General features: G+C 35.9%; 12 protein-coding genes. 6 read left to right on the top strand and 6 right to left on the bottom strand.

Features of this window, described 5'->3' with window-relative positions; all coding sequences use genetic code 11:
- The first annotated feature begins 155 nt into the window (after positions 1 to 155).
- Positions 156 to 3,074: a GEVED domain-containing protein gene (locus ACY2RT_RS07425; RefSeq protein WP_490155268.1), complete on the top strand. Its 2,919-nt coding sequence runs from the start codon at positions 156 to 158 to the stop codon at positions 3,072 to 3,074.
- A gap of 63 nt (positions 3,075 to 3,137) precedes the next feature.
- Here ACY2RT_RS07425 and ACY2RT_RS07430 read toward each other — a convergent pair whose 3' ends face one another.
- A complete protein-coding gene (locus ACY2RT_RS07430; RefSeq protein WP_490155269.1) occupies positions 3,138 to 6,554 on the bottom strand; it encodes a DUF8818 domain-containing protein in 3,417 nt (1,138 codons plus the stop codon).
- A 123-nt stretch (positions 6,555 to 6,677) separates the two neighbouring features.
- On the opposite strand from ACY2RT_RS07430, the gene ACY2RT_RS07435 reads away from it, so the two are divergent.
- The 4 genes from ACY2RT_RS07435 to ACY2RT_RS07450 are packed head-to-tail and all read left to right on the top strand — an operon-like array spanning position 6,678 to position 9,898.
- Positions 6,678 to 7,442, top strand: coding sequence for an exodeoxyribonuclease III (locus ACY2RT_RS07435; protein ID WP_490155270.1), 765 nt, complete (start codon positions 6,678 to 6,680; stop codon positions 7,440 to 7,442).
- 4 nt (positions 7,443 to 7,446) lie between these two features.
- Positions 7,447 to 7,848, top strand: a complete 402-nt coding sequence (locus ACY2RT_RS07440; protein ID WP_490155271.1) for a DUF2255 family protein — start codon at positions 7,447 to 7,449, stop codon at positions 7,846 to 7,848.
- A gap of 2 nt (positions 7,849 to 7,850) precedes the next feature.
- On the top strand, positions 7,851 to 8,813 hold the full coding sequence (locus ACY2RT_RS07445) for an OmpA/MotB family protein (protein ID WP_490155272.1): 963 nt from the start codon (positions 7,851 to 7,853) through the stop codon (positions 8,811 to 8,813).
- A 44-nt stretch (positions 8,814 to 8,857) separates the two neighbouring features.
- Positions 8,858 to 9,898 (top strand): aldo/keto reductase, encoded by a 1,041-nt coding sequence (locus ACY2RT_RS07450; RefSeq protein WP_490155273.1) that lies wholly within the window; start codon positions 8,858 to 8,860, stop codon positions 9,896 to 9,898.
- Here the strand turns inward: ACY2RT_RS07450 and radA are convergent, their stop codons facing one another.
- The 5 genes from radA to panC all read right to left on the bottom strand — a co-directional run bounded on the left by radA (position 9,899) and on the right by panC (position 14,828).
- Complete coding sequence (gene radA, locus ACY2RT_RS07455; protein WP_490155274.1) at positions 9,899 to 11,260, bottom strand: DNA repair protein RadA; 1,362 nt, start codon at positions 11,258 to 11,260, stop codon at positions 9,899 to 9,901.
- A gap of 175 nt (positions 11,261 to 11,435) precedes the next feature.
- On the bottom strand, positions 11,436 to 12,590 hold the full coding sequence (locus tag ACY2RT_RS07460) for an alpha/beta hydrolase (RefSeq protein ID WP_490155275.1): 1,155 nt from the start codon (positions 12,588 to 12,590) through the stop codon (positions 11,436 to 11,438).
- Between the two features lie 62 nt (positions 12,591 to 12,652).
- The gene (locus ACY2RT_RS07465; protein WP_490155276.1) at positions 12,653 to 13,618 is read right to left on the bottom strand and encodes a lysylphosphatidylglycerol synthase transmembrane domain-containing protein; all 966 of its coding nucleotides are present in this window, start codon (positions 13,616 to 13,618) and stop codon (positions 12,653 to 12,655) included.
- Between the two features lies 1 nt (position 13,619).
- Positions 13,620 to 13,970, bottom strand: a complete 351-nt coding sequence (gene panD, locus ACY2RT_RS07470) for an aspartate 1-decarboxylase (RefSeq protein WP_490155277.1) — start codon at positions 13,968 to 13,970, stop codon at positions 13,620 to 13,622.
- Positions 13,971 to 13,982: 12 nt separating this feature from the next.
- Positions 13,983 to 14,828, bottom strand: coding sequence for a pantoate--beta-alanine ligase (gene panC, locus ACY2RT_RS07475; protein WP_490155278.1), 846 nt, complete (start codon positions 14,826 to 14,828; stop codon positions 13,983 to 13,985).
- A gap of 106 nt (positions 14,829 to 14,934) precedes the next feature.
- Between panC and ACY2RT_RS07480 the strand changes: the two genes are divergently transcribed.
- Positions 14,935 to 15,744, top strand: a complete 810-nt coding sequence (locus tag ACY2RT_RS07480) for a glycogen/starch synthase (RefSeq protein ID WP_490155279.1) — start codon at positions 14,935 to 14,937, stop codon at positions 15,742 to 15,744.
- Positions 15,745 to 15,761: the final 17 nt, after the last annotated feature.

Here is a 15,761-nt window from a genome sequence, read left to right on the forward strand (position 1 = left end):
GAAGTCCCTATTAACCTAATAGGGAATAAAATTAATAACTATTTAATAGTCAATGTGTTGTGATTAATAATTTATCAAAAATTGCCATTGTATATTTAAAAATTGTTGGTACTTTAGAAACCCTTAAATTATTTATTTATATAAACCCTTATTTTATGAAATCAAAAATTTCTCTAGTATTGTTGCTTTTTGCTTTTATTTTTACGGCAAATGCACAAGAAAATCAAGAAGCCGGCGCCTCATATGTTGGAACAGTTGGCTCAATGAGAATAGTGCCTCCTTTGGCATCTAAAACGACCCTAAATCCTGCAATACCTTTAACCGAAGAACCTAAAGACGGAAGATCTTCAAGAAATAAAGTTATAATTGGGAAAGATAAACAAACAGAAGATGATTACTTTTTTAGAAATCAAGATCCTTTAACTCAAAAACTACAAGGAAAAGCTCCTTCTTTAGTGTTTGATCTTAACAATACTGTAGGCCCACCATCTGACCCTTCATTAGGCGTTGGACCAAATCATGTTTTTATGGTTTATAACACTGGCTTTATGATTTACGATAAAGCGGGAGTTGATTTAACAGGACCTCTTAACGTGAACAATATTTTTTCTAACGGAGGTTGTTGTGACCTTACCGTATCTTATGACAATGCAGCAGACAGATGGGTAGTTACCTATTTATTTGTAGGCGCAGGAGCTGAAATAGCTGTTTCCGACGGACCTGACCCAATTACATCAAGCTGGTATTTATACAGCATTCCTCAGATCAATGATTACCAGAAGCTTTCAATATGGAGTGACGGATATTATATCACCGATAATACTTCCTCTAGCAATAAAGTGTGGGCATTGGAAAGAGATGAGATGCTAGCCGGAAACGCAGCAGCAGGTATTCAAGGATTTGACTTAACCGGAATTGCAACCAGTGGTTTTTACAGCCCGCAAGCACTTAACGTAAGTGATGGAAATATGCCGGCTGCAGGAAGTGCACCTATTATTTATTTACAAGATGATGCATGGGGCGGTGTAGCAACAGATCATATTAAGGTATGGACTATTGATGTTGACTGGGCAACACCAGGAAATTCAACTATTTCTGCACCTAATGAACTTGTAACAACACCATATATTTCTGTTTTTGATGGGGGTAGTTTTTCTAACTTAACTCAACCTGGTGGAGGAACACCAATTGACGCATTACAGGCTACCATTATGAATCAGGCTCAGTTTAGAAAATTTGCCGGGCACAATTCAGCGGTATTTAACTTCGTGATAGATGTAGATGCTACTACCGGAGAGCATGCAGCTGTTCGCTGGTATGAATTACGTCAGGCAGGCGATGGACAGCCGTGGAGTATTTTTCAGGAAGGTACCTATACAGCTCCCGGAGACAAACATGCATGGCACGCAAGTATGATGATGGACGTACAGGGGAATATTGGTATGGGATACTCAGGGATGACCATAGACCCTAATGATCCTAATCCAATACAAGTAAGTTCTTACTATACAGGAAGATTTGCAGCAGATCCTATCAATACGATGACTATTGCTGAAGAGTTAATTGCAAACGGTAATCAAAATATTCCAGGATTTCGCTACGGGGATTATAGTAAAATAGACGTAGACCCTAATGACGATAAAACATTCTGGTTTATCAATGAATATATGAATAATGGCGGAGCTAATGTTGTTGGAGTATTTAAAATTGCACCTAATTTTAATAATGACCTTGGTGCAGTGAATTTGGATACCCCGGTTACAGGAACACTTACCAATGCTGAAACAGTTACGGTTACCATCTTTAATTATGGTCAACTTGATGCTTCAGGATTCAATGTAACCTTCCAGATAGATGGAGGCCTTGTAGTTTCAGAACCTTTTGTAGGGACTATTCCAACATCAACATCTGCACAGTTTACATTTGCCGCAACAGCAGATTTATCTACTGTTGGACAAACCTACTCTATTACTGTAGGTACTGTATATGGAGCAGATGAGGATAATACTAACGATGAAATTACGGTAGATGTGACTCACTTGCAACCAAATGATCTGGGGGTAGTTTCTATTAGTTCACCAACTTCAGGAGTTGGTCTGACTAATGCAGAACCAATTACTGTTTCGATCAATAACTTTGGCGGAGCTACACAATCTAATTTTGATGTAACATACAATTTAGATGGTAATGATGTAACAGAAGTTGTTGCTGGACCACTTCCCGGGAATACATCAATGTCATATACATTTACTCAGACAGGTGATTTCTCTGCTCTTGGATCTTATAATTTAAGTGCTACTACTTCTTTAGCTGGAGATAGTGATACTGCTAACGATGAAACTTCTGTAGTAGTTGTTAATTCAAACTGTCAGCCAACTGCAGATTGTTCTCTTGGTGATGGATTCCAGTTATTTAGTGTATCCAATATCAATAACCCATCTGCTTGTGAAGGGTATGGTGATTTTACCAACCTTGTCGCTAATATGGAACAAGATACTACTTACGAACTTACGGTAACTACAGGATATGGAGATCAATTTGTAACTGTATGGATCGATTTTAATGATGACTTTGTATTTACTTCTAATGAAGTAGTTGTGGACAACTATGAGATTGCCAATGGCCAGGCAGGCGGAACTTATACTGAAACAATGGATTTAGTAATTCCTGCAGGAGCTGCTGTTGGGCAACATATTATGAGGGCAAAAACAAATTGGGATGCTCCGGTACCTGCTGATGCCTGTGAAGAAACTCAGTATGGTGAGACCGAAGACTATTCTGCAAACATTGGTACTTTAGGTGTTAATGATAATGTACTGGCCGATGCAGACTTCACTGTTATTGAAACAGCAAAGAATATTTTTGATGTAACGTTAAGTAATACCAGTTACGATGATAAGCTTGACCTACAGGTTTACAATGTATTGGGGCAAAGATTACTTTATTACAGGGTAGAGAAAGAAAATGATTCTTATAACTACCAACTAGATATGTCTTACGCTTCCAGTGGTGTATACTTAGTGAAACTAGGAACTGCAAATGGAGGAAAAGTAAAACGTATTGTTGTTAAATAACCTTTTCTGAAATAAAGTTCTATTTAAAAAGAAAAGTCCTCAAGTAATTGAGGACTTTTTTTATTAGAAAAATGCTCTAAGCTGAATACTTCCGGTATGTATGGTTTTAGAGTTTTCACTTTTTCTTCCAAAGTACGAAAGATTGGCATCTAAATATTTGGTGATCCTTTTTTGAAGCAGCAAATTCCAGGTGAAGTTGGTGCCAGGTTGTAGTCCCTCCAGCATTTGATACGCTACAGGCGAAAAAGCACTTCCTGTAAAAGCATTGCTTATAAAATTAAACTCTCCGTTTACAGAAATTTTTTGCTCATTACTATAAGCAAAGGATACTCCTATTTTTTGTTGATCCAATTGCTCCATTTCTCCCAAAGAGTTGTCTTTATTTAAAAACCTGTAAAACACATCAAAACGGGTTTTTGAATTTAATAGATAAGAAATTTTAGGGGCAATTTCATAGGTGTCCAGAGTATAATTCCTCGAAACAAAATTTTCAGAAATACTTTTATTCGTCCCCAAAGCTCCTTTAAGGTTAGCCAGCCAGCTTTCCCAAAATTTGTGGTTAAAGTTTAATTGGTGGCTTTCCAGTTTGTTTTTTTGTAACCCTAAAGAAAGTAGATTGTTGCTTGATGTTGTAATATAACTATAGCTTGTGGTATATTTTTGTTTTCCACGATTAAAAAATAATGCATTTCTGAAATTTGAAACCAAGCCTAGTTGCTCATCACCACCATCTTCAAAAGGGTTGATATTTAAGCCGTCACTTTTTCGTTCTACTTTTCTATCTAACACATAAGATGTTTGGTTATAGAAATGCGATAAGAATTTTTTAAACCCTTTACTGTTTTCCCAAGATCTTGGATTTAGCGTAATAATCTGACTGAACTTATTTTCCCTGATCTTTAGAAAAATCTGGTTAGGCAACAAAATACGGACATACTCTGCTTCGTCCTGAAACTGAGCTATTTCAAATTCTTCCAGATCCTGTATTCCATCATTGTTGTAATCTATCCATGTAAAAACACCCTCTCCCGGTTCTACTTTCACATAGGTAAATTCCTGTTGGGGAATAACCCCATTGTTTGAAGCTAAGGATGTATTAATATTGATGCCTCCATTAAGTAGAGTTTGATTATATAGTATTTGTGAATTAAGTGATTTCTCATCGGGATCATCCCCATCTTCATCTTTTAAAACACGATAGTTTGCAAACAAAGAGAGTTTTGAGTTTTTACTATTGATGAGCCGTGATTTTACAAAATAGGTGTTAGAGGTATTTACTTTTTGTAAAACCGAATTACGAATACTGTCATTAACCTGAAATCTGTATCCGGCCTCTACGAAAATCTTAGTGCTGTCGCCAATACCCGAAAATATTTCAAATGCATTATATTTTTGGGTCGCAAGTGTTAAACTGTCATTACGGATATTACGCATCTGATTGTCTTCAAAGCTCACTTTTCCACCTATCCAGACTTTTTTTAGACCATATACAGTAGTATTATTTAACCTAAAGAATTTTGAATCCAGAGAATCGCCTGTACTTTTTAAATAACTTCCATGAGTTTGAATTTTTAATTTACCGAACAGCATATTAGAAGTCATTACTTGTCGTGAGCCACTAAAGTTTTCTGAAAATTCCAGATTCTGAAACTCATACCGCCCACCCCCGTTCTTAGGATGAAAAATCTCTATTCCTGAAATTAAGAATGTTTGATTCCCCAAAGGATTTATAAGGTTCCAGTCACGATTAAATTCTATGTTGTAAACTCTTTCAATATTCCTGAAATCTTTATTCACATAGTCCATTGACGCAAAGCCGTTTATTTTTAATGAATCTGTAGTCGTGATAAGGGTTTGCTGTGCAGCGATCCTGCCTGCAAATCCTTCATTGTTTCCATCATTGATTCCAGAGAATAAATTAAGGTCATTTTTACTTCCCGCTACCTCAAAAGCAATATTTGTCTTTTCAGAAGGATGGTAACTGCCGTTAATGCCTCCAATCTGCAATCTGGTAGGAGCCGTTAATTGAATAATAGGTTCGTAATTGCCTTGTGGCACTCCGTTTACGGGAGGGATATATTCAAAGATCCGGCTAATGGCACTATTATCACTAACAATATAATTCCCCATAGTGTCACCCACAAGCGTAAATCGAACATTAAACAATTCATCATTTGGGTTGCTGGAAAAAACAAATACTTCAACACCGTTTACAGTTTCTTTCTTATATAGAATTTTATTTTCCGAATATGTATCCGGCACTGCAGAGGGAGCAGTCATTGCTTCCATATTGTCTCCTGCAGCTTGTAAGATCGTTACCTGTTCTTCAGATAAGTTTTGCTGTAAAGGCTGGTTTTTAGCATCACTTTCAGAATAAAGATAAACACCCAGATCTAGTTTATCATTACTGTAGTTTCCTCCTCCATATCCAATGAATCGTGTATAGTTCCTATCTGTATATTGATACTCTACACTAATTCTCATATTGGCATTGATAGGGTAAGTAGGGTTAAATTTCAGCTCTCCCGCATTGTAATCAATCACATAATCTTCATTTTCTCCACGTTTTAAAAGCAAACCATTAACATACACACGCTCACTCCCCGAAACAATTAAAATAAAGAGCTCGCCATTAGGCCCTACTAATTTATATGGCCCTTGGTTACCTTCCTGACCGGTGAATTTACTTTCGGCAAAGACCCCTCGCACCAACGCCCCGGAAGCGAAAGCACTTGTTTTAGAACCATCATTATGTGCAAAGGTTCCACCTAAAGAAATACCCTGTACCTTTTTATTGAATTTTCCAAAATAGCTATCTTGATTTTGAAGGTCAACATCTCCGGCACGTATGTTCCAACTTTTGCCATATAGCTCTATAAAGATTTGGTCGAACTCATCCAGACTCTGGGAGTAACCTCCTTCCTGAGTAGGTATATTAGCATCTTGTATAGAAGCTCTTATGGAAACTTTATCACTTAATCTTCCGGTGATCTGTAAATCCAGTTGAGAATTTACAACAGCGTTTTGATTGTTACCAATTGTAACTCCTCTGGAGATACTACCCACAGTGTTTAATCCTTCAAAAGGAGTAAATTCTCTTTGTGCAGTACTTTCTTCCAAAGAGTATAATTTATCGATAGCTCCGGAATTTTCAACAATAATTTTGGAATCGAATTCATAATAATCCTTGGTTAAGAAATTGGGATAACGGAGATAATTTACCGTAATTGAATCCTGAGATTGTTTTACATCTTGAGAAAGGATAAGGATTGCTTTTTTGTAGTCAATTTTATAACCTAAAGAATCCAGTATTTCTCCTGTGTTACCTATTATTTGAAATCGCGTCGGATTAATACTTACACTGTCAACAACAATTGTATCACTTATGGCTACTTTTTTGCTGCGATAATTTGAAGAAATATCTTGTGCAAAGCCTAAACTAGCAACAAAGAACAATAAAAGAGTAAGATATAACTTCATTAGGTATACAACTTAACACAGCGCTGTTTATTTTGTTGATTGTTTTTTAAAATCTTTTTGGCGATGTTCATTGTAAAAATACAATGTTATTTAATTTAGTGGGAATTATATAAAACAGCTTATATGAAGATAATTTCATACAATGTAAATGGTATTCGGGCAGCAATGAGAAAAGGGTTCATTGAATGGCTTCAAACTGCAAATCCAGATGTTATTTGTATTCAGGAAACCAAAGCAAATATTGATCAGGTTGAAGTTGCCGAAATTGAAAATGCAGGATATCCACATCATTATTGGTACAGTGCGCAAAAGAAGGGGTATAGTGGTGTAGCAATTTTTTCAAAAACAGCTCCTAAACATGTGGAATATGGCACCGGGATAGATTATATGGATTTTGAAGGCCGTAATATTCGTCTGGATTTTGAAAATGTATCGATAATGAGCTTATACCTTCCCAGTGGGAGCAATGAAGCTCGAATAGCAAATAAGTTGAAATATATGGATGACTTTCAGGAATACATAGATCAACTTAAAAAGGAAATTCCCAACCTGGTAATTTGTGGGGATTATAACATTTGTCATGAAGCAATAGATATACATGACCCGGTTCGAAATAAAAATGTTTCGGGTTTCCTTCCGGTAGAGCGCGAGTGGATTGGTAATTTTATTGGAAGTGGATTTATAGATTCTTTCCGTTATTTCAATAAAGAACCTCACAACTACACCTGGTGGAGCTATCGGGCAAATTCTCGCGCAAATAACAAAGGTTGGCGTATTGACTATAATATGGTTGCACAGCCATTGCAAGAAAATTTAAAACGAGCCGTTATATTACCCGAAGCATATCATAGTGACCATTGCCCACATCTGGTAGAATTGAAATTTTAGAGGTATGAGTTTTCCAAAAGATCTTTATACTCACATGAAGGCACATAATTATGTCGAAATTAAAGGAGGAGTACAAAGAGATACTTTTCTGGAAATTTGGATGGTTACTGTAAATGAACGAATTTTTGCCAGAAGCTGGAATAAAAGCAAGAGAAGTTGGTTTACGGCTTTTCTTGAGACCGGAATGGGACAATTAAAATACGGCGATAAAATAATTTCAGTAAAAGGAGAAAAACTAAACAAGAATTTAGAGATCCACTCATTGATAAATGAAGCGTATCGTACCAGATATAACGAACCGGAGAATATATATTATTCAGAAGGGATAAGTCAGCCGGAGTATGCTGATTATACAATGGAATTTTTTTATTCTGAAAATTTAAAAAACAACCCCACAACCCCATAAAAATGAACATAACTATAAAACAAATTTTCTTTGCAGTAGTCATTGCAACAATGGCTACTTCCTGCGTTTCCTCAAAAATTTATGATGACCTGAAAAGCAAATACGACCTGCTGAAGACCGAAAATGAATCTCTGATGTCTCAACTGGATGATACCGAAGGAAATGGAGAAAAATATACAGTTGCAAATCTTCAGAAAGAAATTGAAACGCTAAAAGCAGATAAAAGCCGCCTTGCAATGGAGCTGGCAGCTTCCGAAAACAAATACAAAAGATTAAAAGACTCTTATGATGCTTTAGAAGCGAATAGCTCTTCTGCATTGACCGAAAATTTAGAACGTAACCGGAGCCTGTTAACACAACTCGAGGCAAAAGAAAAAGCACTGGCACTGGAAAGCGAACGCCTCGAGAAGTTAAAAAAGGATTTAGCAGCACGATCAAAACGAGTAGAAGAACTGGAAGGTATTATTGCTTCAAAAGATGCAAAAATGAAAGCCTTAAAAGATGCTATTTCGGCAGCACTTACAAATTTTGAAGGCAATGGCCTGACTGTAGAACAGCGCGATGGTAAAGTATATGTTTCCATGGAAAATAAGCTATTATTTGAAAGCGGGAGCTGGGCTGTGAATTCCCGAGGTAGAGAGGCAGTGGTAGCTTTAGGAAAGGTATTAGCTCAAAATAAGGAAATTGCTGTTCTTATAGAAGGACATACCGATAATGTACCCTATGGCGGAAGTGGAAATATTAAGGATAACTGGGACCTTTCTACAAAACGAGCAACTGCTATCGTCTCTATTTTAACTGAAAATTCCGGCATACCAAAAGATAATTTAACAGCTGCAGGTAGAGGAGAGTATGCACCCATCGCTACTAATACCTCCTCTGAAGGGAAAGCAAAGAACCGGAGAATTGAAGTAATCCTTACACCGAAACTGGACGAGATCTCCAAATTGTTAAACGAACTATAATTAATGTGAAAATGTCTCTTTGATAACCAACAAGAGAACTTTATATGAAATACACTATACTCCCTAACACTAATCTTAACGTAAGTAAAATATGCCTTGGCACAATGACTTTTGGTCGTCAAAACACTGAAAATGATGCGCATGAGCAATTAGATTTGGCGATTGACAAAGGAATTAATTTTATAGATACCGCAGAGATGTATGCTGTTCCATTTACAATGGAAACACAAGGGTTGACTGAAAAATTTATAGGAACCTGGCTGGAAAAAAACAACAATCGAAGTGAGATTACCTTAGCTACAAAAATAACAGGACCAGGCAGAGGTATTTTTAAAGATCTTCGCAAACATTTAGATTTTAGTGTCAATTCTTTAGAAGATGCGCTGCATAAAAGCTTAAAAAGACTACAAACAGATTATATAGATTTATATCAATTACATTGGCCAGAACGTGCTGTAAATATCTTTGGAGTTCGTGATTACAATTATGCAGTTAACCAACAATGGGAAGATAATATAGGAGCGATACTTGATAGACTAGAAATCTTTGTAAAGCAAGGCAAAGTAAGACATATTGGATTGTCCAACGAAACACCTTTTGGAGTAATGCGGTATATGGAAGAACATCGCAAAGGAAAATTAAAAATGGTATCAGTTCAAAACTCTTATAACTTATTACAGAGGCGAGACGAAGTTGGTTTAACAGAAGTTCTACTTCGGGAAAATATAGGTTACCTGCCATATTCTCCTTTAGCTTTTGGAATGCTCTCCGGAAAATATTTGAATGGGGCAACACCTGCCAAAGCAAGGGTTACTTTGTTCCCCAATTATTCAAGATATCATGGAGAAGGTTCTTTTGAAGCAACACAAAAATATAGTAAAATAGCTGAAGCATATGGTTTAAGCTTAGCTCAAATGAGTATTGCATTTGTGCAACAACAACCATTTGTAACATCTACAATTATTGGTGCAACTTCATTAGCACAATTGTCGGAGAATATTGATAGTGTGAATGTAACTCTTTCACAAGAAAATTTAAGAGAGATTGAACAAGTACATAGTAGAATGCCTAATCCTGCACCTTAGCTAGCCAAAAAGATGATGCACCACATCATGTACTTTTGCAACTTTGATAATAGTAATTGTATAATTACTTCTTTCTATTTTGCAGTATTTCGAGATAATAATACTAGTGTATCCCAGTTTTTGTGCTTCTAAAATTCGTTGATCCACCCTTGTAACCGGACGAACTTCTCCAGCCAATCCAATTTCTGCTGCAAAACACATGGATTTGTCAATGGCAATATCAATGTTTGACGATAACACTGCAGCTACAACAGCCAGATCTATTGCCGGATCATCAACGGTAATTCCTCCGGTGACATTTAAAAACACATCTTTCGCTCCCAATTTAAATCCGGCACGTTTTTCCAATACAGCAAGGATCATATTCAATCGTTTCGCATTATAACCGGTTGCACTGCGTTGAGGAGTACCATATACAGCAGTACTTACCAGTGCCTGAATTTCGATCATTAACGGACGCATACCTTCTAAGGTTGCGGAGATTGCTGTTCCGCTGAGGTCTTCTTCATTCTTTGAGATTAATATTTCTGAGGGATTGTTCACTTCTCGTAAGCCACTACCTTGCATTTCATATATGCCTAATTCATGTGTGCTGCCAAAACGATTTTTATTGGCACGAAGAATCCTGTAAATATGATTACGATCGCCTTCAAACTGAAGGACCATATCTACCATATGCTCCAGGATTTTGGGCCCTGCAATATTTCCGTCTTTGGTAATGTGTCCAATTAAAATAACAGGGGTGGCTGTTTCTTTGGCAAATTTAATAAGCTCTGTTGTGGTCTCTCTGATTTGTGAAATACTTCCGGCACTACTTTCTATATAATCTGTATGGAGGGTTTGGATAGAATCTATCACGATAATATCCGGTTCAATTTCTTCTATTTGACGAAAGATATTTTGTGTCTTTGTTTCGGTTAAAATATAACAAGTTGAGGAATCCGGCTGAATGCGGTCTGCACGCATTTTAATTTGTTGCGCGCTTTCTTCTCCCGAAACATATAAGGTCTTATAGGGTAATTGTAATGCAATTTGAAGCATTAATGTACTCTTTCCAATTCCGGGTTCACCTCCCAAAAGAGTAAGTGATCCAGGGACCAGGCCACCTCCTAAAACTCTGTTGAGTTCATTGTTTTTGGTATCTAACCGTGTTTCGGTTTGAGAGGAAATTTCTGAGATCTTTTGAGGTTTGGAAACACGTTTAGTATTGCTTTTAGCTGATTTCCATGAAACTTTTTCAGCTTTTTGTATTACCTCTTCAGCAATGGTGTTCCATTCTTTACATGAGGTGCATTGCCCTTGCCACTTGGCGAATTGTGCTCCGCAATTTTGACAAAAAAAAGTGGTTTTAGTTTTAGCCATAATTAGTTTTGCTAAAATATTAGTGTTAATACGTATTTCATAAAAGATAATTTAAAAATATCTTAGCGCTATAGATAGCAAAATATTATTGAGGAGTAATTAAGGCTTACTATAAAACTAACTAACCAAAGAACCCTTCAGAGTTTATACTGTGGAGGGTTTGTTTTATATAAAACTAATATCCAAAATCATCTTTGATCTTATCAGCCTTGTCCAGCATCAGGTCAATTGTAATAAAATCCACTTCTTCTTTATCGAAAGCTCCTTGATAGGTTCGCATTGCTTTTTTAGGGTCACCGGTTTCTTCATAATAACGCGCCAGATAATAATCGCCTAAAACCGTATCCGGATATTGTTTTTTTGCCATAGTGGCAATGTCACGAAGGGACTCCCATTGTTTTCTCTTTTCTGAAGCTTTACACACAGCGATAAAATCATTCACCCGAATCGTATTGGTAAGACCAAAAAGATCTTCTATGGTCTTATATTTATCCACCAAGTATTGGTGTATGGGTGTCTCCATCTTTAAAAGTACGTCGGTATATTCCTGCTTGCTAATGGGGCGATAGACAGAAAAGATCTTTTCCATTGCCGATGGTATAGCTCTAGCTACTAGTGAATAATGTGTAGCACCATCAAAATTGTCATAGAAATAATTAAAGCTATCACTTTTTAGATGCTTCAATAACATATTGGTTCGTTCTGCATTTTCCATTAAGTCTTTTATATCATCTGTTCCGGTTGCCAGATAATAAAAGATTTTAGATTTTATCTCAGGAATACGAGCTGGAAGGCGGTCTTCCATCATTGGAGCAGGATCAGGGCTTAGAGCTATGTAGCCGTTGAATAAAGGCGGATCTTTAAACAGGTAATAATTTATAAAGTTTGCGGTAAAATCGTGGCCTACAGCAATTATAAACTTAGCAGTTCTAAAGTTTTCATCGATATAAGGAATTAATTCTAAACCAATAAATTCAAAGAAATCCGCACCTTTATCTACCGGTAAAAAATTGGTGTCATCATAGTCACAATCTTCATAACGACCATCTCCCTGCATAATACCTACAACGATGGATTCTGGCATATCTTCCCAATATCCAAAATAATCAACATTTCCAGCGACGGGTTCAAAAAGGTAGTTGGCATCAAGCACTACCACAATAGGATATACTTTTTCTGTATTCGTCTCATAGTCCCGGGGAAGTTGAATTTTTAACTTTCGTGTCTCATCCAATTTATACGAATCAAATTCTTCATAAATAACCTTAGATTGAGACAGCAATGAAAAACTACTTAGAAAGCAGATAGAAAGCAGAATTAATTTCTTCATAAGAGGTTTTTTTGAATATGGAAAGATAGTAAATTTTGAAATTGGCATACTTTCGAATAAAACTACTTTATGAGTCTATTATAAATTGGCAACATAAAAAAGGAAAGCCCTCCAAAAAAGATAATGGATGCAATATTTGATGTCCATACTATCCATCCAAAGGCAGTTCCTAAAGTTTCTGAAATACCAAAAACGGCTAAAATTCCTGCTACAAAAAACGGATATGACCCAAAGCCACTATTAGTGAATGCAAAAGAAAAACTTCCTACTACAAAAGTAATAATAAGTGTAGCAATGGTTATGGTTGAAGTTTCTTCCAAAGCAAACGTTGCAGTATAAAAAGAAAGCAGATACAATCCCCAGATAATAAACGTATGTGTAATAAATGCTCTTTTTTTCTTCATTTTAAGAACACTAAAAACCCCATCTTTTAATCCCTTGAAAAACTGTTTTACCTTTTGTTTCCATTTTGATTTTGAAAACTTCAGGAATAATAGTAATACAAACATGAGCACCACAAACACTCCTAAAGCATACATTATTTTTGAAGCGGGAATATTTTCAGATAAATACGCAAATAGAACATCAAACTGAAGTAATAATGCGATAAGAGTAAACCCAAACAGGAATATCACATCTATAACTCTTTCGGAAATAATGGTGCCAAATGCTTTGTCGAAAGGTACATTTTCATATTTATTAATGACTACTGCCCTGGAAACCTCACCACTTTTAGGGATGAATATATTCATAAGATATGCAATATAGACTGCCATAAAATTATTGAGTAATTTAGGTTGATATCCTAAAGGCTCCAACATGAAATTCCAACGATATGCACGTGAGATATGACTAAGAACACCAAAAGTTACAGCCAAAATTATAAAACCGTAATTGGCATTTTCAAAATGGAACTTGATCTCGGTAAGTTGTTCAGGAGAAAATCTTGAGTAAGAATACCAAATTAAAAAAACCCCAAGGCCAAGAGGGACTGCAATCTTTAAGAATTTGGTTAAAGAGGTGTTCAAACTACATTAATAAGTTATTTTCTTCATTTGGAAAAACCAATGCCGGCTTGAAGTTTTTAGCTAAAGAAGCCTCCATAAGAGCATAAGTAATTAAAATGAGGATATCTCCCGGGGCTACTTTACGGGCTGCAGCACCATTTAAGGTGATCTCGCCACTTCCACGTGGGCCTGGTATAGCATACGTTTCTAAACGCTCTCCATTATTATTATTAACAATCTGTATTTTTTCACCTTCTATTATGTTAGCAGCGTCCATAAGGTCCTCATCAATAGTAATACTACCAATATAGTTAAGATCTGCGCCTGTAACTTTTACTCTGTGAATTTTAGATTTTACTACATGTATTTGCATTGTGCAAAGATATTAATTTAAAGGCATATTATCTATTAAACGAACGGGTCCTGCAAAAGCAGCTATAAATCCCCTATAGGCGTTTTTTTTATGTTTCCGTTTTGCAGTCTTGAGGTTTTTTTCGTTGACTATTTCAAAATATTCCAGTTCTATACTATCGTTACTCAAAAACCGTTCCTTAACCAGTTTATTTAATTGTGAAATAGTATGTGTTTTAAACTTTTCCTGCACCTCTTTCAGCGTTTTCGAAATTATAGCAGCTTTTTCAAATTGTTTTTTGGAAAGACGCTTGTTTCGGGAACTCATTGCAAGTCCGTTCTTCTCCCGAACTATAGGGCATCCTACAATTTCAATCGGAAATTTTTCAAGCTGCACCAACTTTTTTATGATTTGTAATTGTTGAAAATCCTTTTCTCCAAAATAGGCAAAGTCCGGTTTTACAATTTTAAAAAAGTAACTTACAATTGTGCCAACCCCGTAAAAATGTCCTTTTCGATGCTTACCTTCCATTTCAAACTCGATTCCACCATAGTTAAATTGTTTTGAAGCTACTTTTTTGGGGTATATATCTGAAATTTCCGGAGTAAAAACCAGAATAGTTCCTTTTAAAGTGTTCAACAAATGAATATCTTTCTCTAAAGTACGAGGATATTTTTCTAAATCACTAACATTATCAAATTGGGTGGGGTTTACAAAAATACTTACAACAACACAGTCGTTTTCCTGCAAAGCTCTTTGCACTAGAGATAAGTGACCCTTGTGAAGTGCCCCCATTGTGGGAACAAAACCAATTTTTTTAATATTTCTATCAGTAGAAAGAGCTAGTGAAAGAGAATCACTATTTGTATAGATATTCATAAATATGAAATAAGCACGAGCAAAATTAATATATTAAGGCCAATCTTCATAAATTTTCGTAATTTTGCGTGTTTTTAACAACAAAGCCAGTATAAAGTAAATTTTTATGAAAGATAAGAGAATCTTGTATGTGTCTTCTGAAGTAATTCCATACCTCCCGGAGACCGAGATTTCTTCAATGTCGTTTGAAGCTCCCAGAATGGTTAATAATAATGAAGGTCAAATTCGAATCTTCATGCCTCGTTATGGCAATATTAACGAACGTAGACACCAATTACATGAAGTTATTAGATTATCAGGAATGAACTTGGTAATAAATGATATGGACATGCCTTTGATAATAAAAGTGGCGTCCATTCCCAAAGAACGTATGCAGGTCTATTTTATAGATAATGAAGACTACTTTAAGCGTAAAGCTACTTATGCAGATGAGGATGGGAACTTTTTTGAAGATAATGACGAACGAGCCATCTTTTTTGCAAAAGGAGTAATTGAAACTGTAAAAAAATTAAACTGGTCGCCTGACATTATCCATGTTCATGGCTGGTTAGCTTCTTTTTTACCATTATACCTTAAAAATTACTATGACAATGAACCTTTGTTTGAAAATAGTAAAATAGTCCTTTCTGTATACAATCAAGGCTTTGATGCTACGTTAGATAAAAAGCTTATTGAAAAAATTAAGTTTGATGGAATTGAGGAGGAACAAATTATTGAATTAAAGGATCCGGACTATGTGAATATAATGAAAGTAGCCGTTAAAAATTCGGATGCAGTAATTGTTGGGTCCGAAGAAATTCCCGAAGAACTGAGTTCATTTCTTAATAATCTCGAAAAGCCAGTGTTAAAATATCATAATATGGATGATTTTTCTCAGGCGTATTTAGACTTTTACCAATCAAAAGTATTGGTTTAATACACACATTATTGCAT

This window comes from Ulvibacter sp. 2210JD10-4 (assembly GCF_058148525.1).